At 63.3% G+C, this 25876-nt stretch carries 15 protein-coding genes and 2 pseudogenes; 16 read left to right on the forward strand and 1 reads right to left on the reverse strand.

Features of this window, described 5'->3' with window-relative positions; all coding sequences use genetic code 11:
- From D1643_RS11565 to D1643_RS04560, 6 genes and pseudogenes are all read left to right on the forward strand, one after another.
- A pseudogene (locus tag D1643_RS11565) lies at positions 1–983 on the forward strand (hypothetical protein); the annotation flags it as partial.
- Positions 984–1467: 484 nt separating this feature from the next.
- A complete protein-coding gene (locus D1643_RS04540) occupies positions 1468–2091 on the forward strand; it encodes a DUF1819 family protein (protein ID WP_160709083.1) in 624 nt (207 codons plus the stop codon).
- Between the two features lies 1 nt (position 2092).
- The gene (locus tag D1643_RS04545; protein ID WP_201750961.1) at positions 2093–2689 is read left to right on the forward strand and encodes a DUF1788 domain-containing protein; all 597 of its coding nucleotides are present in this window, start codon (positions 2093–2095) and stop codon (positions 2687–2689) included.
- A gap of 47 nt (positions 2690–2736) precedes the next feature.
- Positions 2737–6405, forward strand: a complete 3669-nt coding sequence (gene brxC, locus D1643_RS04550) for a BREX system P-loop protein BrxC (RefSeq protein ID WP_160709085.1) — start codon at positions 2737–2739, stop codon at positions 6403–6405.
- 8 nt (positions 6406–6413) lie between these two features.
- A complete protein-coding gene (pglX, locus tag D1643_RS04555; RefSeq protein ID WP_160709087.1) occupies positions 6414–8975 on the forward strand; it encodes a BREX-1 system adenine-specific DNA-methyltransferase PglX in 2562 nt (853 codons plus the stop codon).
- Positions 8976–8984: 9 nt separating this feature from the next.
- A complete protein-coding gene (locus D1643_RS04560) occupies positions 8985–9476 on the forward strand; it encodes a hypothetical protein (protein WP_160709089.1) in 492 nt (163 codons plus the stop codon).
- Positions 9477–9597: 121 nt separating this feature from the next.
- Here the strand turns inward: D1643_RS04560 and D1643_RS12035 are convergent, their stop codons facing one another.
- Positions 9598–9723: a hypothetical protein gene (locus D1643_RS12035; protein WP_255478045.1), complete on the reverse strand. Its 126-nt coding sequence runs from the start codon at positions 9721–9723 to the stop codon at positions 9598–9600.
- A 158-nt stretch (positions 9724–9881) separates the two neighbouring features.
- On the opposite strand from D1643_RS12035, the gene D1643_RS04565 reads away from it, so the two are divergent.
- From D1643_RS04565 to D1643_RS04610, 10 genes and pseudogenes are all read left to right on the forward strand, one after another.
- Positions 9882–13220, forward strand: a complete 3339-nt coding sequence (locus tag D1643_RS04565) for a DNA-directed RNA polymerase subunit alpha C-terminal domain-containing protein (protein WP_160709091.1) — start codon at positions 9882–9884, stop codon at positions 13218–13220.
- Entirely contained in the window at positions 13201–14160 is a 960-nt protein-coding gene (locus D1643_RS04570; protein WP_160709093.1) for a hypothetical protein, read from the forward strand. Before D1643_RS04565 ends, D1643_RS04570 begins: the two co-directional genes overlap by 20 nt.
- Before the next feature lie 9 nt (positions 14161–14169).
- Positions 14170–15435: a hypothetical protein gene (locus tag D1643_RS04575; RefSeq protein WP_160709095.1), complete on the forward strand. Its 1266-nt coding sequence runs from the start codon at positions 14170–14172 to the stop codon at positions 15433–15435.
- Between the two features lie 2 nt (positions 15436–15437).
- Positions 15438–16961, forward strand: coding sequence for a hypothetical protein (locus D1643_RS04580; RefSeq protein WP_160709097.1), 1524 nt, complete (start codon positions 15438–15440; stop codon positions 16959–16961).
- A complete protein-coding gene (gene pglZ / locus D1643_RS04585; RefSeq protein ID WP_255478046.1) occupies positions 16955–19591 on the forward strand; it encodes a BREX-1 system phosphatase PglZ type A in 2637 nt (878 codons plus the stop codon). The genes D1643_RS04580 and pglZ overlap by 7 nt, the downstream gene beginning before the upstream one ends.
- Positions 19592–19599: 8 nt before the next feature.
- Positions 19600–21969 carry a protease Lon-related BREX system protein BrxL gene (brxL, locus tag D1643_RS04590; protein WP_160709101.1) on the forward strand — a complete coding sequence of 790 codons (2370 nt, stop codon included), beginning with the start codon at positions 19600–19602 and terminating at the stop codon, positions 21967–21969.
- Between the two features lie 16 nt (positions 21970–21985).
- Entirely contained in the window at positions 21986–23347 is a 1362-nt protein-coding gene (locus D1643_RS04595; RefSeq protein ID WP_160709103.1) for a hypothetical protein, read from the forward strand.
- Entirely contained in the window at positions 23344–23529 is a 186-nt protein-coding gene (locus D1643_RS04600) for a hypothetical protein (RefSeq protein ID WP_160709105.1), read from the forward strand. The genes D1643_RS04595 and D1643_RS04600 overlap by 4 nt, the downstream gene beginning before the upstream one ends.
- A gap of 69 nt (positions 23530–23598) precedes the next feature.
- Entirely contained in the window at positions 23599–25272 is a 1674-nt protein-coding gene (locus tag D1643_RS04605) for a DUF2779 domain-containing protein (protein WP_160709107.1), read from the forward strand.
- Positions 25273–25403: 131 nt separating this feature from the next.
- Positions 25404–25876, forward strand: a pseudogene (locus D1643_RS04610) (hypothetical protein); the annotation flags it as partial.

Below are 25876 nucleotides of genomic sequence, written 5' to 3' on the forward strand. Positions count from 1 at the left end.
ATCGGGGCGCGCCGGGCGCGCACGACGCCGCCTCGGCCGCCGCGTCGCTGGGCGCGGGTGCCGGCGCCGGCGCGGACGAGGGCCCGCTCACCTTCGTGTTCGTGGGGGTGCGCGGCAGCTACGGCTTCGAGTGGCTCACCAACTTCAACCTGGGCGAGGGGCCCGACCACGGCGGCTATCGCGAGGCCGAGGCCGACCTGGCCCGTGCCCTTGCCTCCTACCTGGACGACCTGGGGGTCGATCCGGCGCGCACCCGCGTGCTGGTGACGGGTCACAGCCGCGGGGGTGCTGTGGCCAACCTGCTGGCCGCCCGCCTGAACGAGCTGGGCAGGACCTCCCAGGCGCTCGCGCCGACCGAGGGGGTCTACGCCTACACCTTCGCCTCGCCGGCGGTGAGCCGCAAGGCGGAGGAGGGGCGCTACGGCAACATCTTCAACGTGGTGAGCGCGAGCGACCTGGTGCCGCGCCTGCCGCTGGCCAGCTGGGGCTACGGCCGCCACGGCGTGACGGTGACCATCCCGCGGGCGACGGCCGCCGAGGGCGGCCTGGGCCTCGCGCCGACCCTCGACCGCGGAGGTTGCGGAGTGCCCGCCCCCGGACTGGCCCTGGCGAGCTCTGCCCCCGTGATGGGCGATTGGGGGGTCGGCGTCGCCCGCGTCCCTGCCAGCTCGCCGTCGCCTGACGCGTGGCTTGCGGGCGCGGCGCGCTCGACGGCCATGGAGGCCTCCTTCCGCGCCAACACCGGCGTGGGCTTTGACGCCGCCGGCGCCTGTGAGGCGGCGGATGCGCTCGACGCCTTCGAGCGGCGCGTCGCGGCCCTCGCGAAGGCCGAGGGGCTCTTGCCGGCCGCGGGCGAGGTGGCTGACGCAGCCGCGGCCCTCTCCGCCCTGAGCCCCGCCGCCGCCCTGGCCTCCCACTACCCGGACGCCTACATCGCCTGGCTGCAGGCCCTCGACGAGGACGACCTGACCATCGGCGCGTGAGGGCGCCTGCAACAGTGGAATGGACGGGTGACCGTGGCGGGCGGCTCCTGAAGGTGGGGGAGCGTCCGTTAGTTCCTGGGCTTGCTATCTTTCCTGCTAATCAGCAGGGGCGTTGGAAAAGGCGCTGACCCATCATGTCGTCCAGCTCATGCGGCGACTCGGGGGCAGCGCTCTGCCCTTATGCTATTATCCTGACTTGATAGAGTGATGACGTTCAATCATAAGGCGGCAGTGCGGGATATGGCGAGAATCGTTACGGGGAAGAAAATCATGGGGGGGGGTGCCCTTTAAGGGCTCTTGCCCCTAAGGGACGCGGAAGCGTCGCCCACCCCGTGCCATCTCGTCTTTCCCGTAATCGCGCAGCGCGGGCTCTGCGCTCTGTCTTGCTGCGCTTCTTTTCTCCCGAGCAAACGTGCTGCCACTCGGACGACGCCGAGACGCCATGCGGTTGGGCACCCTGCTTCTTCTGTCAGGAGGCGGGGCTTTGCTGAGCGCTGCGGAGGTTAAAACGCGCGGAGGCGGCTCGCTTACGCGTGAGCAGTTCTTGCTCCCGGAGATACGTCTGGTAGCGCGCTTGCGGCAAGACGGCCTTTCAGAGGATGAGGTGGTCAGCCGAGCGCTTGGCCAGAACCTCTTTCAATATCCCCGCACGACGAACATCCGCCGGGTGGCGCGCGTCTGCTTGGCTCGCCTGGATGCGCTTGGAAACGAGCGTCTGGTTGAGCTGATGGCTGAGGGGACGCCCTTCCAGGCACGCCAGATCAACCTGTACGCTATGATGCGCGTCTACCCCCTGCTTGCCTCGTTCATGGTGGATGAGGTGGGCGCCCGCTTGGAGTCGATGGATTACTCCCTTTCGCGTCGCGACATAGCGGCCTTTCTCACGCGCTGGCAGCATGATCACGGATCGGCCGCCCAGTGGAGCGATTCAACCCTGGAGCGTCTGCGCGGCGTTCTGTCAAGCTGCCTCGTTCAGGTGGGATTACGCCCCTCGCCGCACTCTGACCTTCTCCTGCGGGTCTGCGCCGACCCCGATCTCATGCGCGCGGCCCGCGAAAACGGGGACCCCCATCTGCTCCGCCCCTTTGACTGCTCTGAGGTGATGTGACGTGGCCGTTGACTCTCGGGATGATCTCACCGCCCGCATCGCGGTACTGCGTGATCGCTTGGCTGACCCGGATTTCCTTGCCAATCGGGGTTTGGGCAACGAGGTGGGCATCTTCATGCTGTGCTACGACCCGAGGCTCGAGTTGGAGGCGCGCGAGCTTCTCGCTCGGGTGGTACGCGAGGCCGAGTCCGGTGCGCTTCCCTGCCGCGTTGTTGAGCGGAACCTCTACGACGTCTTCCTGGCCATTTGCGAGGAACGGCGCATCTTGGACAAGATCCCCCAGCAGGAGGCCAAGCGCGGCACTGACGCCTTGTTAGCTCAGCTGGCGAAGGTGGCCACTCCAGAAGCCTTCGTGAGGGCCATGGACTATCAGCCCCATCAGCCTGGCGATGTGCTTCTCATCACTGGAGTGGGGGAGGTGTACCCCTTCATGCGCGTGCACAACGTCTTAGACAATCTTCAGCACGTGTTCCACGACATGCCGCTGGTGGTGGCTTATCCGGGTCGCTTTGACGGACAGTCGCTGCGCTTGTTCTCGGGGGCTCGGGCACCTGGCCTGCCCGATGGAAGCTATTACCGGGCATTCAACCTGGTCTGACATCCGCTTTTGCCTATCGTTTTGACCCTTTCGAGAAGGACTTCACCATGGAGATAGCAAGCCTCTTCGCCAAAGACATCAACCGCCCTATCAACGGCGTGGTCAAGGTCGCCCAGGATGACACCGAATCGCTTCGCCAGGAGCTTTCCGAGTATGTGGTGACTCGAGAGCTCCAGCGCCATTTCGCGGAGTTTCTCGAGTGCTATTGCGCCGCGATAGACACCCCCACCGACAAGGTGGGGGTATGGATATCGGGCTTCTTCGGCAGCGGCAAGTCGCACTTCCTGAAGATGCTCAGCTACCTGCTCTCCAACAGCACGGTGGACGGCGTTCCGGCGGTGAGCTACTTTGACGGCAAGCTGGCTGATCCGCTGGTGGATGGGCGGCTGCGTCGTGCCGCCGGGATTCCCACCGAGGCCATCCTGTTCAACATAGACTCGAAGGGCGGCCAGTGGAAGGAGGGCGCGGAGGCTCGCACGGCCCTCCTGCGTGCCTTCGCCCGCGTGTTCTATGAGCATCAGGGCTTTTACGGCGAGGACCTGAAGCTGGCGCGTCTTGAGCAGTTCATCGAGCGTCAAGGCAAGACGGGTGAGTTTCGCGCCGCCTTCGCCCGCGTGAACGGGGGCGACTGGCTAGCGGATCGCGAGAGCTACCGCTTCTTCGAGGATGACGTGACAGAGGCCCTCATGGAGGCGCTTGGGTGGAGCAGGGAGAACGCTCAGCATTGGTTCGACGGCACCGAGACCGATGCGGTGTCTCCCGATAAGCTTACCGATGAGATACGCGACTACGCTGAGGCTCGAGCCGCGGAGAACGGCGGCTGCTTCCGCCTGCTCTTCATGGTGGACGAGGTGGGGCAGTTCATCGGCAAGGACGTCGACCTGATGCTGAACTTGCAGACCATCGTCGAGGAGCTGGGGGCGAAGTGCTCCGGCCGCGTGTGGGTGATGGTGACCAGCCAGGAGGCCATTGACGAGGTAACCAAGGTGGCCGGCAACGACTTCTCTAAGATCCAGGGACGCTTCAACACGCGGCTCTCGCTTTCGTCGTCGAGCGTGGATGAGGTGATCAAGCGCCGCGTACTCGAGAAGACCGACGTGGCAAGGCAGCTGCTGTCCGCTGAGTACGAGGAGCAGTCCGCCGTGCTCAAGAACCTGTTCACCTTCGAGGACAGCCAAAGCGACCTGAAGGGCTACGCGAACGCCATCGACTTTGCGGAGAGCTATCCGTTCGCGGGGTATCAGTTCACCATCATGCCGAGCATCTTGGCGGAGATACGCAAGCATGGCAATGCTGGCAAGCACCTCTCGGGCGGCGAGCGAAGCATGCTGTCGGGGTTCCAGGAGGCGGCCCAGAAGATCCAGGATCGCCCCCAAACCGCGCTTGTGCCGCTCTGGCGCTTCTATGACACCATTGCGTCGTTCCTCGAGCATGGCATCCGCCAGGTGATAGAGCGCGCCACGCGGGCCGCGGAGGCAGGTCACGGCCTCATGCCGAGCGACGTGGAGGTGCTCAAGGTCCTCTACCTTATTCGCTATGTCAACGACATCAAGCCCACGGCGGCAAATGTGGCGATCCTCATGGTGGATGACCTGGGCGTAGACAAGGTGAGCTTGCGCGAGGACGTGAAGGCGTCGCTTGATCGGCTGGTTCGGGAAAACTACGTGGCTCGTTCCGGCGACCGCTTCAGCTTCCTCACCGATGAGGAACAGGATATCGCGCGGGCAATAGCCAACACCTCCTACGAGGCCGCCGACGTGGTGGGCGAGGTGGCGAAGATCATCTTCGAGGACATCTATCGCGCGCGAAAGTATCGCAAGGGCGCTAACGACTTTCCCATCGACCGCTACGTGGACGAGCAGCTCTACGGCGCGGCCCAAGGCGGCATGCGGCTTAACGTGGTCACGATGGCGCACCCCGACCTGGCGGATGCCGACGACGGAGCGCTTGCCCTGCGTTCCTCGAATCAGGCCCTGGTGGCGCTCGCGGTCGACTCTCGCTATTACGATGTGCTGGAAGGCGTGGTAAAGATACGACGCTATGTGCGAACCCAGAACGTCCAGCAGCTGCCCGAAGGCACCCAGCGCATCATCGCGGATCGTCAGAAGGAGGCTACTGCCGCCCTCGAAGAGGCCCGCAGCTTGATTTCCGATGCCCTTGTCGGAGCTCGTTTTGCCGTGGATGGCCAGCTGGTAGACGTAAGGGCCACCACGGCTGCGCAGGCGCTCGAGGCCGCGCTTGACGAGCTGGTCAGCGCCGTGTTCACGAAGGCCGGCTATATCGACGCGCCTATCGAAGGCCAGGAGGATCTTACTCGGGTGCTCATGGGTGGCATGCAGCGAAGCTTGAAGGGCACGGGCGGGGGCAACGAACGAGCCCTCGAAGAGGTGGAGCGCTTCCTGGAGGTTCAGGAGCGTGCCCATGCGGCTACTCCCATGGGCGATGTGCAGCGTAAGTATCAGGCTAAGCCCTATGGCTGGCGGGAGCTCGACGTGGCCTGCGTGGTGGCGCAGCTGGCCGCCGACCAGAAGGTGACGTTCAGGGTGGCGGGCGCCGTGAAGGATATCTCCGATGCCGCCTCGCGCCGTGAGGTTCAGTCCCTTCTTATGGGGAAGGGGGCCGATGGGCTGGAGGTGCGCAAGCGTGTGCTGCCCTCGGCCTCGCTGATGGGGCAGGCGCGCTCGCTGATGCGCGACTTCACGGGCGAGCCCGCGGTTCCCGAGGATGCCGACGGGCTGGCGCGCGCGATAGTCGAGGTCATGGAGGCTCGCCGAGCGCGAACCCAAGCGTTGCTGGAAGGCCCCTACGACGTGCGAAAGTATCCCGGCCGCGCCGTGGTGGAAGAGGGGCTGCGCCTGGCCAACACCGTGCTTTGCGTCCAGGGCGACGACGTTGCCCTGATGAAGGAGTTTGTGGGCGCGGAAGAGGCCCTTCTCGACTGGTCTGAGGATTTCGAGCTGGTGGAGGGTTTCTTTCCCAATCAGCAGCGCCTATTCGACGAGGCATGGTCTCTCAACGAGCTGATGGAGAAGGAGGCCGCCTACCTGGTCTCGAGCCGTGAGGCCCAAGAGGCTCTCGCGAAGCTGGAGGAGGTCCTGGTCGACGAGAAGCCCTACGAGCGCGTGCGTGAGCTGCCGGAGCTTGGCCGGGTTGTGCAGGCTGCCCATGGCGAGGCGGTGCGTGTGCGACGCAACGACCTGCTTGACCAGATGACGCTGGTCTTAGAGGAGGTTCGCGCCTATGCCGAGGAGGGGGGCGCAGCCGCCCTGGCGCCCAACGTGCTGTCCTCGGTGAACGAGGAGTTCACCGATCGGAAGGACAAGGCCCTCAACGCGGTCACGTGCGGAGATCTGGATATGCTGCGCGCCCAGCTTGACACCTGGCGCGAGCGATGCCTTGCCGATATCGACAAGGCGTTGGAGGCTGACCGCCTGCGAAACGAGCGCACTGCGGCTGAGCGTGCGCGGCAAGAGGACATCGCCCCCGCCCAGGCGGATGCGGTCTCCCGGGGGGAGGAGCCTTCGACGCCTGCGGTCGCGCCGGCCGCTCGTGTCGACAGCCGTCCTGCTCGCCCGGCTGTTCGCCATCTGAGCCAGCGCGAGCTCTGCCCGGCGAAGCGGCTTTCGAGCGAGGAAGACGTGGAGGCCTACGTGGCGACCATCAGGAAGAAGCTCATGAGCGCCCTTGACGAGGCGGGCGTCGTGGCCGTGCGCTAGGAGAGATCGTGAACGATACCGCTATCAAGGGCTTCTGCATCTGGGCGCGCAACGAGCTTGTGTCCCAAGTACGCCAGCAGGCCTTGCGTTGGGGCATTGCCCCCGAGGCCCACGTCCCTGCTGATGCCGCGAGCGTGGGTGGCCGCTTGCTTTCGGATGCCGAGCGCCGCCAGCGTGCCGACCTGCTGCGCATGCGGGACGCTCAGGGCTACGAGGCCCTGGTCGAGAGGGCCGCCTACACCTGGTTCAACCGCCTGACCGCCATCCGGTTCATGGAGCTGAACGATCGACTTCCCTGCCATGTGCGCCTGCTTTCCTCGGAGGACGGATCATTTCGCCCGCAGGTTCTGCGCGAGGCGCTTGACGTGCGCATTGAGGGGCTGGACGAGGAGGGCGTTGCCGCCTTGGTGGCGGCAGGCGACGACGAGGCGCTGTTTCGCATGGTGCTGCTCGCTCAATGCCGCGAGCTGTCGGCCTGCCTGCCCGATGTGTTCGAGCCGGTGGGGGCGCCTCTGGAGCTGCTCCTTCCCCAAGGTCTGCTGCGCAGCGGCAGCGTGATCGAGCGCCTGGTCGACGATATTCCCGAGGAGGACTGGCGCGGCGGCGTCGAGATCGTCGGCTGGATGTACCAGTATTACATCAGCGAGCGCAAGGACGAGGTGTTCGCCAGCTTCAAGAAGGGCAAGAAGGCCGATGCAGGCGCCATAGCGCCGGCCACCCAGCTGTTCACGCCCCATTGGATCGTGCAGTACCTCACCCAGAACTCCCTCGGTCGCCTCTGGGTGCAGACGCGCCCCGAAAGCGCCCTGCCGAGCCAGATGCCCTACTACATCCCCGACGACTTGGGAGCCGAGGAGAGCGACGCTGCTTCGAGCACGGTTGCCGAGGCGTCGGAAAAAGGGTTGCCGCGAGCGCCCGAGACCATCACCGTCATCGATCCGGCCTGTGGTTCCGGTCATATTCTCGTGTACGCGTTCCGGCTGCTGGCGGCCATGTACGAGGAGGCCGGCTACGGCCGCCGCGACATCCCGCGGCTCATTCTGCGAAACAACCTCACCGGCTGCGAGATAGACCCGCGCGCGGCGCAGATTGCCTCGTTCGCCCTGGCCATGACCGCCTGCGAGTGGGATTCCCGCTTCCTGCGCCGCGACGAGAAGGTGCGCGCCCGCGTCGTGTACCTGCGCCCGGCCGAGCTTTCGGAAGAAGAGCTGGGGGAGATGCCCTATCTGGCGGAGCGCACGGCCCTGCTGGATGCCATGGCCCACATGGGAGAGTGCGGAAGCCTCTTCGTGCCCGAGCCTGAGGACATAGTGGCCCTTAGGCGGGCCGACGACGAGCTGGACGCCCGTGAGGCCGGCGGCGACCTTCTGGCCCACCACCCCCACGCCATGGTGGCCCGCATGCTCGCCAACTGCGCGCCCTTGGCACAGACCTATGACGTCGTCGTAGCCAACCCGCCCTACATGGGCGGCAAGAACATGAACAAGTGGCTCTCTGATTGGGTGAAGAAGAATTATCCAGACGTAAAGGGAGACCTCTTCTCATGCTTCATTCAGCGCAACCTCGATTTTGCTCGCGAGGGCGGCCAGCTTGGTTTCATGACTCCTTACGTCTGGATGTTCATCGGCACCTATGAGAAGCTCCGTAACAAGATTATCGAGGACGCGACCATCACCTCTCTGGTTCAGCTCGAGTACTCGGGCTTCGCTGGAGCGACGGTGCCCATTTGCACGTTCACGCTCCAGAAAGGCTTTGTCCTGCGGTATCGTGGCGGTTATGTGCGTCTTTCCGATTTCGTGGGCGCGGCCAAGCAAGCGCCGAAAACCCTGGAGGCCATCGCCAATCCCTCCTGCGGCTGGTTCTACCGCCGCTCCTCCGACTCCTTCAAATCCATCCCCGGCACCCCCATAGCCTACTGGGCTAGCGATGCAGTTTTGCGCGCATTTGCAGCTCACCTTCCTCTACTCAATGTGGCTGTCCCAAGGCAGGGTTTTGCGACGGGGGAAAACTCTCGATTTTTACGTTCATGGTGGGAGTGCAAGTTGAATAATTCGGCGGTTGGCGACTCTGGCAGTAGGTGTTCATTGCGATGGTTTCCTTGCAACAAGGGGGGAGGATTCAGGAAGTGGTATGGCAACAATGAAATAGTTGCCAATTGGGAAAATGATGGTGCCGAAATGCGAGGTTTTAAGGGGTCTGTTATCAGGAATCCCAGCTATTATTTCAAAGAAGGTATGACATGGGGAACAATATCGAGCGCAGATCTTTCTATGCGGTATAGTCCTCGAGGATTTGTATTTGAAACCAAAGGATCAATGTGTTTTGCGGCCTCGCATGAGTCGTTGATGAAATGCCTTGGCTTTGTTAATAGTTCAGTTGTTAAATCGTTCCAAGCAATATTGTCTCCAACATTGGATTTTCATGAAGGCCCACTGGGCAATCTTCCACTGTCTGATGAGGTGTTTTTTCGAATAGACTCGGCCCTAGTGGAGTGTTGTGTTGAGATAAGTCGTAACGATTGGGATTCCTTTGAAGCTTCTTGGGATTTCCTTCGTCATCCGATGGTGTAGGTGATCTTGATGACTGTTGAGTTGCTTGAGGAATATAGGATTTCGCCTACAGGCGATAGGGCCTTCCCTTTGCGGGGTATTGTTGATTATTTCTCTCAAAGAGCTCCGGGGATAGCCACGAAGAACGCGGTCAAAGAATTGCCAAAAGAGCAGTCCGATCTAGTATTTGAGCAATTAGCGAACGAAGCAAACGTAAAAGTCGAGATGATCGAAATAGGAAATCATAGGAGAGTTGATTTAAAGTTGGCTCCCGTCGAAGAGGTTGATTTCACGAAGCGATGTATTTACTTGGTCAAGTCTAACAACGAAACAGAGCTGCATGCCTTGTTGCGACATTTAAGAAACGCTATTGCGCATGGGAATTTTTTTGTAAAGTTTGCTAAAAGAGACACTTTCATCTGTTTTCTCGATTTCGATAAGAAGGGGGCTTCAGCAAGAGTGGTCGTCAACAAGGCGTCCATGAAAAGATGGATGAAGACATTGAAGGCATGCGATGCTTAAACGCCCCAATTGTAATCTCTGTCTTTTTCGGCATCTATACGCGTGCTATGGTGACGCTAGCGGATGCCCGTGTTTCGTGTTGCGGGCAGCGCCGTTTGTTTTCGGGCTGACCGCAAGCAAACTAGCGCTTGCGATCAGCTTTCGTTTCGGGGCGCGAACCCCGTGCTGCGGGCACGGCGTTGACCGTCGCCGTTACCAACCCCACCGCCGAGGCGGCAATCTTCGGCAACTGAATAACCAAGTCCATGGGCGAATCGCCTCCTTCTGTAAAAGAAGGAGCTGCGAGCATAGGGGGCTTGCTCTGCCTATTTCATGAGGTGCGTCATCTAGGCGAGACGAAGAGGTTCCAAACACGATATGAGTCAGAACGATCGAAAAGCTGTGAAGTCGGAAACGGGGAGTGAGATGGAAGAACGCGTCGAACGGTTGATGGGGGAGCTGCGGGGGATCTTGGAGCGGGCGGACGGCCCGTGCTTGCGGGAAAACCTGCGCTGGAGCGTTCCCTCCTACTCCGACGCAGAGCTCTGCCAGGCGTTGGTCATGCTCTGCGAGGAGGGGGCCATCACCTTGGGGCCTGCTGGCGCTGCATGGGCGGAGGCGGGCTCGCCCGCTGTTGGCTCGGAGCCTGTCGCCATATCGGGCGAGACGCTGCTGGTGGGCTGCGGGGCGCCCCGAGACTACTCGGACACCTACCTTCCCGAGGAGGAGGTGGAGTCCCTGGTTGCGCGGCTCGGCTACCGGGGGGCGGCTGACGAGCCTGATGGGTCTGGTGAGTCTCGCGCCTTGCCTGATGAGGAGTCTGACGAGTCGCCTCTTGCCGACCAGGAGGAAGCGACGTCGGAGGCGCTTCGGCCGGCGGCCCTGGATCTTCCCCTCGAGAAGTACGGATTCTCCACCCGTGTGTCAAACTTCCTCGGCCGCAGCGGCGCTCAGCGTCTAAGGGATCTCCTGCCGCTGCTGCCCACGCTGGATGACGTCAACGGCCTTGGCTCTCGCAGCATTCGCGAGATTCGCTCGGCTGTCGCTGCGTCGTCGACGGACCTGCCCTTTCCCGTGACTGCGCGTCAACTCGGGGCTCTTTGCGAGTTCTCTGGTTCGGACGAATACGTCTTCGATCTGTTCGGCCTGCTTTGCGTGGCTGAGGCGCAGGTGGCAGACGATCGGCCAGGTGCCTCCGAGGGTCTTGGGGATGATGGGCCCGTCTTCGTGGAAGACCTCGGCTTGTCGCTACCCGTTCTGCGTGCCCTCAAGGCAAACGGCCTGAATACGGTGGACGATGTGCTACAGGAGGGCGAAGAGGGCTTGCGCCAGATTCGCTACTTTGGAGACAAGAAGGTGCAGGAGGTGCTCGACGTCTTGGTTGCTGGGCCAGGGGCCTGGGCACTGACGAAGCGAGGGATGATAGATCGAGTGTCCCTCGAGGAGTTTTGCTCAGACTTCACGTCGCAAGCCCTTGATCTGACTGACCGTCTTCGCAGCCACTTAGAGGCGCGGGGATATCCGGTGGCCTGCGAGCCTTTCACCATCATGATGTTACCAGTGGTGTCTGCCCGCACGGAAGATGATGGCTCGTTGGGTAACCCCGAGGTGCTGATTGACCGCCTCCAAGAAGAGGTGGAGGCTTCGGATCGCCTCATTCTAGCTTGCGGCGTGGATTTGCGTCGTCATGCGCGCGAGATGCTGAGAAGCGTCCAGGAGGGAGGCGCGTATACCGCGCTCTCGGTGCCTCTGGGAGAAGCTTGGGCCGTGGCGGCAATGCTGCTCGCCGATGAGGAGGAGGCGCTCTCCTTCGACTTGGATACGCGTGAGCTCTCCGTCACCCTGTTAACGGTAGCGGAGTGGGCGGCAACGCTCAGGGATTCTCATCGACGCGCCCTCGAGCTTCGCCTGGAGGGAAAGACGCTGGCTGAGTGCGGCGACTGCCTGGGCGTGACCCGCGAGCGCGTGCGACAGTTGGTGACCAAGGCGCTCGACAAGCGCCCGACCTTGGAGGAGGATCGCCTGCTGCCCCTGTTTGAGGGCTATGCCATGGGCAAGGAGCAGTTTACCGCCATAACAGGCGAGCCTGGCGCGACCTTCGAGTACCTGGCATTGGTGGCGAAGACCAAGAAGGACAATCGAGCTCCGCTCGAAGACGCGCTGGATGATCCGTCTCTCGATGAGCTGACGCGCTCCCGCATCCGCTCTCTGGTCGACGAGGGATTCACTTACATAGACGGTCATCGCGTACGTCTGAGCCGACGACCGGTCATCGAGGCGCTTCTGCGCCGTCATGCCTCCGATCGCTGCATCTCGCTCGATGAGCTTCTCGGCTTCTATCGCGCCTTTGTGGATGAGTATGGCATGGAGGACGACGGTGTGTTCCAGGGAAGCGGGCCACGCGCCCTCTCCGCTTGCCTAGACCGGTGGGAGTTCGCCATGGCGTCTTCGTCTCCCTTGGACGAAGACGGCGTGCGTCGCGACATACGCTACTACGACTGGGAAGCCCAGGACTTCGAGCCGCTGCGTGCGCTCCTCGAGCGCTGGAGCCAGCGAGACATCGAGTGCTCGACGGCCCTCATCATGCGTGACGAGGAGGGCTTGCGGGTGGCGGCTAGCCTCGACCTGCGCGATGGGTACCAGCTGCATTGCGCCATTCGACGCGGGGTGGGCGACCTCGATCGCATGCAGGTGCGCAAGCGTCCTATGCTCTGCTTCGGCGACGGCGACCGTCAGCGCCAGGTGATAGGGCTCATTCGCGATCTGGGCTCTGCTGACGCCTACGAGCTGGCGGACGCGTACGAGGAGCGCTATGGCGTGCAGCCGGCCACGTTCCGCGGGTCGTTCCTCAAAGACATGCAGGCTTATGAGAGCAATGGCGTGTACCGCTACGTGGACGCAGGACTGACGAGCGCCCAGCGAGCCTTCCTGTCTGGTGATCTGGAAGGAAGGGACTACCTTCCCCTCGACGCGGTTCGGAAGCGCTTCCTGGCCGCCTTCCCTGAGTCTCCGGCGCTGCTGTTGAACGAGGAGAACCTTGCCGAGCTCGGATACCGCCCCTCGGGAGGGTTGGTCGTTCGCGTGGACGTCGATGAGGCTGCCATGTTCGGCAGCCTCATCGACGGGCGGCGCACCTTCGGCATCGATGACGAGGGATTCGGGCCCGACGTGTTCAGACACGAGGCCTTCAGGTCTGAGCTGAACAAGCGCATTCGCGCCTTCGAGGTGGTGGAGTACCTGAAGGATCGGTTCCTCAGCGTGTCGGCGCTTGAGCAGCTGCCTGATCCAGTGACGGCTGACGATCTGCGCGATTACGTGCGTGCTGTCATCGACTTCATGGAGCCGGGGCGGCCTTACTCGGTGCGGTCGCTGCGCGAGGCGGGCTTCAGCCATCGCGTGAGCGCCCTGCGCGACCGCCTGCCGTCGGCCGGCGACTATTTCCTGGGGTCGCTCATCGCCACCGGCTACGTCGGCGGGCGCCTGAGGCTCACCAGCATTAACGGAACCTATCTGTTCTGCAAGTGCCAGGGTTCCTTCAGCACCCCTGATTTCCTGGCTTTCATGGCTGAGGGGAAGCCGGTGGACGAGGAATCCCTCAGGTTGAGGCTGGCCGCGGAGCACGGGGTGGAGGTAGAGCTTTCGCTGTTGCGCTCCCTCTGCCAGCGAGCCGGCGTGAGCCTTCTGCGGGGCTCGGGCGCCCAGGCGCCTCGGGAACTCGATGGTGCCGAGACGGAGGAGGCTGACGATGGCAACCCTTATCGCTGATAAGTACGAGGCCTGGAAAGCCGAGGCCAATGCGCGCTTCGACCAGCTTAAGGCCAACGAGGAGGAGCTGAACCGCATCTTCGCGGAGATCTACGGCATGGTGGGGGAGGTGCCCATCGAGGTCGAGGACAAGTACGTGTCGGTGGCGCGCATCTTCGACACCGCCGAGGAGATCCCCGAGTCGTTCAAGGGCAACAAGTACGTGCGCACCCGCCGTGACGAGATCGTCTCGCTCATCAGCTACGCCGTGGGCTGCATGTTCGGTCGCTATTCCCTGGACAAGGACGGTCTCATCCTGGCCAATCAGGGCGATACGCTCGAGGACTACCTGGCTCAGGTGCCGCTGCCCGTCTTCGTCCCCGACGCGAGCAACGTGCTTCCCATCACCGACGCAGAGTACTTCGAGGACGACATCGTAGGAGGCTTCGTCAACTGGGTGCGCGCTGCCTATGGGGCGGAGACGCTGGAGGAGAACCTGCGCTATGTGGCCGACGCGCTCGGCGGCAAGGGGAGCCCGCGCCAGGTGATACGCGCCTACTTCGTAAAGGAGTTCTTCGCCGATCACTGCAAGACCTACAAGAAGCGGCCTATCTACTGGCTGTTCGAGTCGGGCAAGAAGGGCGGGTTCAGAGCGCTCGTGTACTTGCACCGCTATCAGCCCGACCTTCTGGCGCGCCTGCGCACCGACTACGTACACGAGCAGCAGGAACGTTATCGTACGCGCATCGCTCATTTGGAGGAGACGGAGGCCTCTGCGTCAGGCCCCGATCGCGCGCGGGCGGCCAAGGAGCTCAAGTTGCTCCGCGAGCAGCTCGCTGAGACGGCGGCCTTCGAGGAGAAGGTGCATCACCTTGCCGATCAGATGATAGAGATAGACCTGGATGACGGCGTGAAGGTGAACTACGCCAAGTTTCAGGACGTGCTAGCCAAGATCAAGTAGGAGGATGTCGTGGCGAACTTTCACAGCAACGAGGTAGTCATCGCGGCGAGCCCAGAGGACATGCTCGGGGTCTTGCGCGCGATGAGTCGCAATCTCCAGGCCGCTTTAGGGGAGACTATGCCGCAGGGAATTGAAGAGGGGGTCGACGATCTTCCTGCTGCGGCGGAGGCAATGCGGCCCCTTCTCGTCGAGTATTACTGGTGTGTCTTCGCGTCCGATCCTCAGGGTGCCGGCGGTGCGTTGCCCAAGGGTGATGGCTACGACGACCCCTTGGCCCTCTCCTGCGCGATGGCTGCTGGGGGAGCGTCGGAACGCGGTATTGCCGACGTCTACCTAGAGGTGGAGGACGATCCGGCGCTGATTCGCTTCAGCTATAGAACGAAATGGCTATCCAACTGCGCGGATCTTGAGTCGTTTCTTCACTCCCTGCCGGAGGGGCGCTACGGCGTGGTCATGCTGGATGCCGATGAGTATGACGGATATGAGTCGGTAACGGTGAGGAGGTGGCTGCTAGGGGGTTCGGAATGCGTCGTGGAGTCGCATCAGGAGGCCTTTACCCGGAAGGAGCTGTGGCAGGATCTCATGACCGTCATGGAGTCTGAGGGGGAGAGCCTCGGCCTCGTTGCTGCTGCTTATTTCCGGGCGGTGCTTGACTGGAAAGAATACGACTATCCCATCGAAGAAGAATGGGAAAAAGAAGAACGGGAGAAGGAAGAACGGGAGAAGGAAGAGGAGGAGTGGCTGAGGGAATCGGGAAGGTGGGCGTACTCCCTTAATTGGAGAGATCCCCAAGAGGAGGAGCGGCTGTCCGCGGTGCGTGCGGTCTATGCTCTTCTGAAGGAGATGCCGCTGTGCGTGGAATTGACGGGATCCTCCTATCGAGGCCGCGCGGAACATGTGGAGATGCTGGTTCCTGGATCGGTCGTCGGGCTTCGATCTGACTGGGAGTCCGAGTTCTTCCAGCCGGTCGGCATCGAGGCGTTTGATTGTAAGGGGAGAACGCTGGGCAATCTGGACTCCAACCCATTGGAAGGCTTCTTCTTGCGCAACGACGACTATCTTGCCCTGGCCTTCCTTCTTCCGCACCTGACGGCGGTGGTTGATCAGGTGGAGCCCCTGAGCATTCGCAGCAAAAGGGCACGTCATCCTCGGGTGGTTATCCGTCTGGAGGTAGAGCCTTTGGACATCGCTCAGGTTGTGGAGGAAATAGGCGCGCTCGTAGGGCTGAAGCGGTGTGATCGTGGGTGCGTTTCGAGGACGGAAGGGGGTCGATAGCGATGGTCGAGCGGATCGTCGTGGCTGACGAGAAGCTGCGCGAAAAGGAGCAGAGCCTCATCGACGAGCTCAATGAGGCGTATCCCGATAGGCAGATCGCTCGCCTTGACACCGACCATAAGGGCTTGGGCAAGCGTGCCACCAAACTCTATCGCGACTTGGGCTATGCCAGCCGATCCGATATGCTTGAGGCCTTCGGCTTCTCTCCCTCTGCCTCCCAGGGCGGACGCCCCGTGGAGGTAGATGCCGAGGAGATTCTGCAGGAGCTGTCCTCTCGTTACGAGGATGCTGTTCCTCCGTCTAGCTATGGGCAGCTTCTCTATGACAATCCCGACCTGGCACCTCAGCTCAAGACCCTGTCGAACAAGGCGCGTGAGATCTTCGGGACAACCATGAACAAGGAACTCAAGCGCCGAGGCATCTTGAGGGGTGGCTATCAGGCGGATGAGACGGTGGATGACGATGAGGTGATCGCCCTTGTCGAGGCCCTTGCCGAGGTATATGCAGCGGTGGATGATCGACCGAAGACTGTGGTGGATCTGGAGAAGCGACATCCGCAGGAGAAATTGTGTTTGAAGGCACTTGCAAGCCGTGCGCAGAGGATCTATGGAATGACTGCGAAGGAATGCCTGCGCAAGCGCGGTGTTTTGGCCGATCCTGACGACCCTGCGGTAATAGAGGCTGCCCTTGTCGCCATAGAAAAGGCGCTTTCTGGCGAGCCGGCCCAATCGAGGCCATCCACTGTCGCTGACCTTAAGGGTCGTTTTCCCGAACATGCTGATGCGATAACCCGGGGCCAGCGTCTAGGGACGGCGACTAAGGAGGCCCTCCGGACAAGGGGTATTTTGGCGCCGAGCAAGGCCGAGGTGGCTCAACGACGTAGGGACGAGGCGCGTCTGTCCGTGCGTCGAGCCTCGACGACAGAGCTTGCGTGCCTATGGGAATCCGTCGGCTTGCCTAAGGTCTTCATCTCCCGCTCCTCGACGGATCCGAACAGCCCTCTTCGCTTCGGCACCCTGGGAGTTGACTTGGAGGCCGGCTTGGAGCTGAGGGAGTCGATCGTCTGTCTTTTCGACGGCCTTGCTGCCGCGCAGGTGGGCGAGGAGCTTTCTGTGGAGGTCTCATTCGATGCCTATGGCCTGCCGGGCGCATCGCGTCCTGAAATCATCCTCACGGATGCTGCGGGAGCTTCGGCGGTATGGTCTGATGCGCGCTATTCCAGATCGCCGTTCCCCTCGCGGACGTTCAAGATCGACTCCCCGTTGAAGCAGGCGGTCGGGGCCGAGGTGGCAGCGGTGAGCGAATGCGGGGACAAGCGCCTTGTGCAGGTGCGTTATCGGTTCCTCACGGAGATCACTTCCGAGACGCTGCTTTGGGGACTCTGGCATTTTGGCGTGGTGTCTGACGACGATCTGCTGGGCGGCAGCGAGTGGCGGACGGATCGTGAGGGGGTTCTCGCCGGTGCCGACAGCCTCCAGCGGCTATGGGAGGGTTGCGATGCGTCCAGGGAGGTCGGGCAATGCTAGCGGAGGAGGTTCTCGGCCAGCTGACCGCGCTTCTCGGGGCGCCACTTGACGCAGGGGCAAGGCGCCGCATAGTGATGTGGTATGACGCGGAAGGCGAGTTCTCCGAGGACTTTTCTCTGCTGGCCTCCGATGGATTGCCCGGTGTCGACGGCTTGCCTCGAAGGGTTCGTTTGCTGAAAGCGATCGAGGGCGACATGTTCTCAGTCAAGCGCCTCCTCTGCCGGGAAGACCAGGAGAGCGACTTCGTGGTGTACCGGCAGCGTTCCTCTGGATGCTCGGAGGGGGATTGGCTGGCCGACATCGCGCTGTACGCAGACGTCTTCCAGGCTGACAGCGCCTCGCTGCTGCTCGGATCGCTGGGTGCCGAGGACACGACGGAAATGCGTCGGGCCCTGCGCGATTACCGTCCGTTCTTCGGTGCGAAGGATCGGGTGGCGTGGATCTCCCAGGCGGTCCCCGGCGCCTCCACGCGCAAGGCATTGCTCTGCGGGGCTCTGGCCTATGTGCTTGGCCGCGTGGCGCCTGAGCCAGAGGCCATTGTCCAGGCATGGGTTCTCGCCTTGGATCGTGAGCGGGAGTCGGAAAAGCCGGGCCAGCTCGAGTCGGCGCTCGAGCGCTTTGGGATCGCCGATGACGCCGCGGCCTACCTGGAAGCCCTGACTGGGTATGCGGGATCGCTGAGCGATGCCGATGCGCTAGCCAGTCACTTTCTGCTGTCGGCCTTGGCTGCCACCGTGCCTGCGGATGTCATGGCGGGCTTGGAGGGACGATTCTCCTCCGCCCATGGCCGCTTCTGCCTGAGCGCGCTTCACGGCTGGATGGATCAGGCGGGGAAAGAGGATCGAGAGGATCTGGCAGCTCTGTGCGAACGGGTAGCCGATGCGCGCGATCTGGCTGCTCGATTTGGTCGTGCCAGCATCGATTCGCTCATGCAAAGCGACGTGTTTCCCCTCGTAGACGAGGTGCTCTTGGGGGATCTGATGGACTCCGTTGCCGCCGGAGCCGATCGACGCGCTGACATTCGCGCCGTGGTGGACGCGAGGAAGAACCTGTCCTGGTACGACCGCGTGGCATGCTACTACGACGCCTTAGATGCAGCCGGCGCCATGGACGACTTCCGTCGAAGCCATGGCGATGCGTTCCACTTGACCTCGCCCGAGCAGGTCTGGCGCTCCTATGTCGATGATTGGTGGCGCATGGATGCGTTCTACCGGCGGTTCTGCACGGCGTTTCGCTCCTGCTCCCGTGATGGCGGCGAGCGTCTGGGTGAGGTTTCAGAAGCGCTGGCCGAGGCTATGGACAACCTGTATGAGAACTGGTTCTTATCGGAGGCCAACGGCTGCTGGATGCGTACCGCCGAGGATAGCTGGGCGCGCGGAGAGCAGACGCCGGGCGTTCCCTTGCTGCGGAGCTTCTACGATGAGGTGGTAGAGCCCGAGGCGGCTGGTGGTCGATGCGTGGTTCTGATAAGCGATGGTCTGCGCTACGAGGTGGCGCGCGACCTGTCCGAGCGTCTTGAGCGTGAGACGCGCGGGTCGGTTGCCGTGCAGGCCTCGCAGGCTCCCTTTCCCTCCGTTACGGCCCTGGGCATGGCGGCGCTTCTGCCTCATCGCGCCCTGTCTCTTGGTGAGAAGATGGAAGTGCGGGTGGATGGGCTGCCCGCGGCTGACACGGCGCAGCGTGAGGCTGCGCTGCAGGTGCGCCGACCGACGGCCCGGGCTGTTCGCTCGGTCGACCTTGTGTCCATGCGACGAGCCGACCGCAAGGAGTTTGCCCGAGGCGCAGAGGTCATCTACGTCTATCACAACAGGATTGACGCTGCAGGTGAGACTGCGTCTACCAGCCATGATGTCTTTCGCGCTTGCCAGGATGCGGTAGATGATCTCGTTGACCTGGTGCGGATGGCGGGCAACGACTTGTCGGCCTCGCGTATCGTGGTGACGGCCGACCATGGGTTCTTGTATACGCGGCGACCCCTTCAGGAGCACGAGCGCGTTTCTCTGGGCGAGGCCTCTGAGGATGCTCTGTGCGCGGGGGAGCGGTATGCCGTCGTGCGAGAATCCTGCGGAGGGGGAACTTTGATGACCCTCAGCCTGGCAGAGCTGGGCGAGGGCCTCGTGGGGCTGGCCCCCCGTGGCTTCGCACGTTTTCGTCGGCCGGGTCCTGCCGGCTGCTATGCGCATGGAGGCGCGAGCCTCCAGGAGCTGTGCGTGCCCGTGCTGCGGGTGCGTTTGAAGCGCGCGGGATCCAAGTCCGCGGAGGAGGCGCGCTACGCCTCTCTGCAGGTCGTTCAGACGGAGCGTCGCATCACGAGCGCCATCTTCTCCCTACGCCTTGGCCAGAGCGAGCCTGTGCAGGGTCGCGTGAAGCCCTGCGTCTACGACCTGGTGCTCGTGGACGCCGATGGCAACGAGGTTTCTGATGTGCGCGCGGCTGCGGCCGATCGTACCTCCGTTGATGCGGGGGAACGCGAGATGACGGTGCGCTTCACGTTGAGGGAGGGCTTGTCGTACTCTGCGAGCGAGCCCTATTACCTGGTGGCGTGCCGCAAGGGAGATCCTGCGCCCGTTTGGCGCGAGGAGTTCAGGGTGGAAATGGCGTTTGCCCCTACGATTGACTTTGGTTTTTAGGAGACGCTATGTACGAGGAGAACTATGAGGCTGGATCAGACGACGTCTGGTCCTATGGCGAGGATGTGGAACTGCCTCCCGTGTTTCCGGATTATCCCGCAACGGCCGAGGCCGTGGGGGAGGGCGAGGAGGCTGCCTTCCCGTGCGATTCGCGCGGCTGGGCGCCTGACGAGGCGACGGAGGGCCGCGCGGCGATCTCTGTGGAGGAGGACGAAGAGGCGGGCGAGGCTTTCCCTGGTGCGGGCTTTTCTGCTGACGAGGTGGATCGCCTGGCCTTGGAGCGATTCCCGGGGAAGATCGTGCGCAAGGATCTGACGGCCCTCATGAAGCGGGGGGCCAATGTGCCCACTTTCGTATTGGAGTATCTGTTGGGCATGTATTGCTCAACAGACGATCCCGAGGCCCTGGAGGAAGGGCTGGAGCGCATCCGCGCCATCCTCACGAACAACTACGTGCGACCCGATGAATCAGAGATCATCAAGTCTAAGATTCGCGAGTTGGGCCAGTACACGGTTATCGACAAGGTAAGCGCCCATCTAGATGAGTATGCCGATCTATACGTAGCGCACTTCACTAATCTGGACATCGAGCCCTTCACCATGCCCCTGGAGTATGTTCGCGAGTACATGAAGATTCTCCAAGGGGGCATTTGGTGCATCATGCGCATCGAGTACCTCTCCTCCTCCTTCGGAGATGAACTCGATGACGTGTTTTCTGAGGACGGGGCGTCCAAGGCAAAGAAGAAGGCGAAATCCAGGAGGAAGCGCGGGCCCGAGGACTCTCCCTTCAGCGTGGTGAGCCTCAGCCCCATTCAGATGCCGAACCTCAATCTTGATGACATCATCGAGCAGCGTTCCGCCTTCACGACTGATCAGTGGATGGCGCTCCTCCTGCGCTCGGCCGGCTACGAGCCTGGCGCGCTCTCGCCGCGGGAGAGGATGCATTTCCTGGAGCGGATGGTTCCCCTTATCGAGCGAAACTACAACCTGTGCGAACTGGGGCCGCGAGGCACGGGCAAGTCCCATGTCTACAAGGAGGTATCCCCCTACTCCATTCTGCTCTCGGGCGGTCAGACTACCACGGCTAACCTGTTCGGGCATATGGGGTTCTGGAGCAGGCGCGTAGGTGGTCTTGTGGGGGCATGGGACTGCATCGCCTTCGATGAGGTCTCCGGCATGCGCTTCAAGGACGAGAACGCCATCCAGATCATGAAGGACTACATGGCCTCGGGAAGCTATGCGCGCGGTCGGGACCAGGTTAACGCCGATGCGTCTATCGTACTTGAGGGAAACATCAACGACACGGTGGCCAACGTGCTGAAGACGACGCACCTGTTCGAGCCCTTCCCCCCGGAGTTCAACAACGACTCCGCCTTCTTCGACCGCATTCACTGCTATCTGCCTGGTTGGGAGATTCCCAAGATGCGCAGCAATCTGCTCACGGGCCACTACGGCCTTATCACCGACTGCCTGAGCGAGTTCTGCAGGGAGATGCGCAAGCGCGACTACACCCACATCATAGATCGCTTCTTCCGGCTTAACGCCGATTTCAACAAGCGGGATGAGATTGCGGTGCGCAAGACTTTCAGCGGCCTGGCCAAGCTCCTCTATCCCAGCGGCCAGATGGGAAAAGAGGACGTTCGGATGCTGCTGGAGTATGCCATCGAGGGCCGGCGCCGCGTGAAGGAGCAGCTCAAGATCATGGCGGGGGTGGAGTTCATCGACGTGAGCCTCGGCTATATCGACATCGATAACCCTCAGGATGCGCGGGTGGTTCCCGTGCCTGAGCAGTCCGACGGCACCCTCGTGCCCGACGGCCCTTTGCTGCCTGGCCATGTTTTCGCCGTAGGGCGCGCCTGCCGCTCGGAGGAGATGGCTATCTACAAGCTCGAGAACCGAGCAGTGGCGGGAGAGCTCAAGTTCAAGACCGAGGGCATTGGCTCGAGCCGTCCGGTGAAGGAGTCGATGAACGCGGCCTTCCGCTGCTTCGAGTCCAACGGGTCGCGGGTTGCCCAGGGCATGCACATCTATTCCAAGGACTACCTGCTGTTCTACAACGACCTGCAGGGCAAGGGCTTGTCCGACGAGCTGTCTCTTGCCGAGTTCGTGGGGCTGTGCTCCGCGGCGGCCAATCGGCCTGTCGCGGCGTCGTTGGTGGTGCCAGGCATCCTGAGGCTGTCGGGAACCATGGATCCTCTGACGGGCCTGGAAGACATCATGCGCGTTGCCGTGAACGCCGGGGCGCGTAGAATTCTGCTGCCCATGAGCTGCATCCAGGATCTGCAGCGCGTTCCTCCTGAGATAGTGGGTGCGATCTCGGCTGAGTTCTATCCCGATGAGGATGCGGTGGCCGCCGCCAAGAAGGCCTTGGGATTGTAGGGAGGGGTTGACGCTGATGGATTACGAGAAGCTCGGCTCGACGCTCGGCAATGCGTTGGGCGATGCCCTCATGCGTCGTGACGAGGCGGCTCGCGCCGACGAAGATGCCCGTGCCGAGGCGCTCCTCGCAAAGGAGGAAGAGGAGCGCGAGCGACAGAGGCTCGAAGAGCGGGAAGACAGGTTTCGTCGTGCCTTGGAAGGGACGATACACAATTTCACGAACGATGTGGGCGCTCGATCCTTTCGTGTCAAAAGCGCCGTTGACGGCTATGCCAGCCTGGCTTTGGAAAAGGTTACGACTGAGCTGAAGCGCGATCCCCGCATGCCTCGCACGATCAACTACAAAGAGCGCTACAAGGCTCTTCTCGCTATGGGGGATCGAGCTGAGATGCTGAGGCGGGTCGAGCAGACCATCTCGCTGGCGGAGCGCATCCTGGCTTCCGTCCCGCAGCTTGACGTTGACGCTGCCGTTCGTGAGGCTGCGGGCCGTCTTCGCTACAGGATGCTCATCCTTGATGGGCTGAAGGTAGCAGAGCCCGAAGAGGCGGCGGATGATCTTGAGGCCAGCGACGGCCCCCACGGCACGGAGGAGATGATCAGGGCCGTGAGCGAGGCGATTAGCAAGGCGTTCTCCTCTTTCGTCACGTTTTCGCCCGAGAGCCAGGAAGAGAGGGACGCCAAGGAGCTTGCTCGTCTGATCGACGAGGCGAGGCGCTCCGCTTGCGCGGCGGCAGACGCCGTCATGGCCTCTTCAGCTCGCGGCATCACGGGCGCGGGTCTCGAGTTGTCTCGACTTCCCTCCTTCTCCAACGCGACTCAGTTTGAGTTCATCTACCCCGTGGAGGACGTGGCTGACCTTGCTCGCGAGGTGAGGCGCTCGTTTGCTACGTACAGCCAGGTAGTGCGCGACAACGGTCTTTTCGGCGCCTTTTCCGATGGGGGCCCGTACGGGGCTTGCGATCGGTCGTTGAGATGGCTTTGCCATGGCGATGGAAGCTGCCGTGGCTTTGCGCAGGGAGGCTACGGCATCTCGCAGGCTATTGACGAGGATTCGGTCGGCAATACCCCTCGAGAGGTTGCCCTGTTCATGGCAGAACTCAACAAGCGTCCCTACAACGGCTTGTTTGATGATGATTTCGCCCAGCACGTGGACGCATTCTGGTTTGGCTTCGAGAAGCTCATGGTGTTTGTGAACGGGCTGTGCGAGGTGGATGCGAAGGACTACTCCGCTTATACGTCTAAGGTGCGGCTGATGGCGTCGGATAGGGCTCGGAGTCTCGGCGCCCAGATGAGTCCGTCGCAGGTTGCTCGCTGGCGCGCTGACGTGGACGAGCTGAAGAAGCGCATGGAGAACCCCTCGAAGAAGGAGACCCCATGACGCTCATAGACGTGGATGCCCTGCGGGATTGCCTGCGGGAGGAGTACGGCACGGCCATGATGGGAGGGTTTCCCGCGGCGGTGATCGACCTGGCGCGGATCGAGGGGATGGACGGCGAGGAGCTCTGCCGCTGGGCGGAGGACGCGGGGGTTGACCTGCGGCGCTTCGTCGTGGGTCCATGAGGGGCCGGCGCGGTAGAATAGGCGAACGGCCGTCAGCCGAGGGCGGCCCCTAGATGCGAAGGAGCGCCTGTGAACCTCTCTAAGTCGCGCTACACCCGTGGGGTGCAGTGCCCCAAGATGCTGTGGCTGGAGACCCACCGCCCCGAGCTGTTCGACCCCTCGGTCATGAACGAGTCGGTGCTGGCCGCGGGCAACGAGGTGGGCGATCTGGCCATGGGCTACTACGGCGCCTTCGTCGAGGCGCCCTTCCTCGAGGAGGCGGGCGGCTTCGCGGCCATGGCCGAGCTCACGGAGCGCCTGGTGGCCGCGGCAGTGCTCGCGCTGGCGCGGGCGGGCGTCTCCGTCCCGTGGGACGCGTGGCCCTTCGACGAGACCCAGGCCCGGGTGGCGACCGACGCGCTGGCGGCCCAGGCGGCGGGCGCAGACCCGCTCGCCGCTGTGGCGGCGCAGGCCGGCTGCCCCGTCATCTGCGAGGCCACCTTCGCCGCGGATGGCGATCTGTGCATGGCCGACATCCTGCGGATCGAGCCGGACGGCGTGCGCTTGGTGGAGGTGAAGTCGTCCACCCACGTGCGCGACGTGTACCTGCATGACATGGCGTTTCAGCGTTGGGTGCTCGTCGCCTGCGGCTACCGGGTGCTGGAGACGTCGCTCATGCACGTGGACGGCTCCTACGTGCGCGCGGGCGCGCTCGACCTGGCCGGGCTGTTCGCCGTGGAGGATCGCACCGAGGAGGTGCTCGCCCTTGCCGCCGGCGTGGGTGAGCGCGCGGCGCTGCTCAAGGCGGTGGCCGACGCCCCTGAGGAGCCTGCGCTCGTGGCGCCGGGGCGCGAGGGCGGGCGCGCGCCCCACGACATCGGCCCGCACTGCACGAGCCCGTACCCCTGCGGCTTTAAGGCCTGGTGCTGGCGGGACGTGCCGCGCCCCGGCGTCTTCGACCTGGCCGGCTGGCAGGCGCGCCGGCGCTTCCGCCTCTATGATGCGGGCGTGGCCACCTTCGCCGACGTGGCCGCCGAGCCGAGCCTGCGCCTGGGGGCGCTGCCCGCGCGTCAAGTCGAGGCCTGGGAGACGGGGGCCGAGGTGCTGGCCGACGCGCCCGTGCTGCGCCGGTTTTTGGACGGCCTGTGGTATCCGCTCGCCTTCCTCGACTTCGAGACGTTCCAGCAGGCCGTGCCGCCCTTCGACGGCCTGCGCCCCTACGAGCAGGTGCCCTCGCAGTTCTCGCTGCATATATATGAGGGCCCGGACGCGCCGCTCCTTCACCGCGAGTTTCTGGCCGATGCCGGCGCCGACCCGCGGCGTGCCCTGGCCGAGGCCCTGGTGGCGGCCGTGCCCGAGGGAGCCTGCGTGCTCGCCTACAACATGAGCTTCGAGAAGGCGGTCATCCTCGGCTTGGCGGAGGCCTTCCCCGACCTGGCGGAGCGCCTCGAGGCCATCCGCGCGGCGGTGCGCGACCTCATGACGCCGTTCAAGGCGGGCGCCTGCTACGCGGCGGCCCAGGGCGGCTCGGTGTCGATCAAGGCGGTGCTGCCGGCGCTGTTCCCCGGTAATCCGGAGCTCGACTACCATCGCCTGCCCGGCGTAGCCAACGGAAGCGAGGCCATGGCCGCCTTCGCCGACCTGGCCTCGCTGGACGCCGACGAGGCCGCCTCGGTGCGCGCGGGGCTTCTGGCCTACTGCCGTCTGGACACGCTGGCCATGGTGCGCCTGTGGGAGCGCCTGGGCGAGCTGGCGGGAGAGTAGTCGGGCGGCATCCGGGCCGAAAAGCGCCCACGGTGTACCACGAAGGGGACGCCGAAGGCGCGTTCTCGCGCTAGAATGGCGGGAATGAGACTGAAGAACGCCTGTAGTCCCACAGGCTGAGAGGATGATCCATGAGCGAGATCAAGTGCCCCCACTGCGGCCAGCTGTTCACGGTGGACGAGGACGGCTACGCAGCCCTCGTGCGCCAGGTGCGTGACGAGGAGTTCCAGCGTGAGCTGGCCGCCCAGGCCGAGCGCATCGAGCAGGCCGCGGAGGCGCAGCGCCAGGCGGCCCTGGCGCAGGAGCGCGCCGCCGTCGGCGAGCAGCTGGCGGATAAGGACCGCGAGATCGCCCAGCTTCGGGCTGACGCCCGCGCCGCATCGGATGCGGCTGCACTCGACGCCGCCAAGCAGCAGGCGGCCGCCGAGCGCGCCGCTGAGTCCCTGCGCGCCGAGGCCCAGCGCGCGACGGCGGAGCGCGACGCCAGGATAGCGGAGCTCAAGGCCGCGCTCGAGGGGCGCGACGCGGCGGCTGCCGCCGAGCGCGAGCTGGCCGTGCAGCAGGCGCGGGATGCGGCTGCCGCCTGCCAGCGCGAGGAAGCCGA

The sequence above is a fragment of the Enterorhabdus sp. P55 genome (genome assembly GCF_009911695.1).
In the GTDB taxonomy this organism is placed as follows: domain Bacteria; phylum Actinomycetota; class Coriobacteriia; order Coriobacteriales; family Eggerthellaceae; genus Enterorhabdus.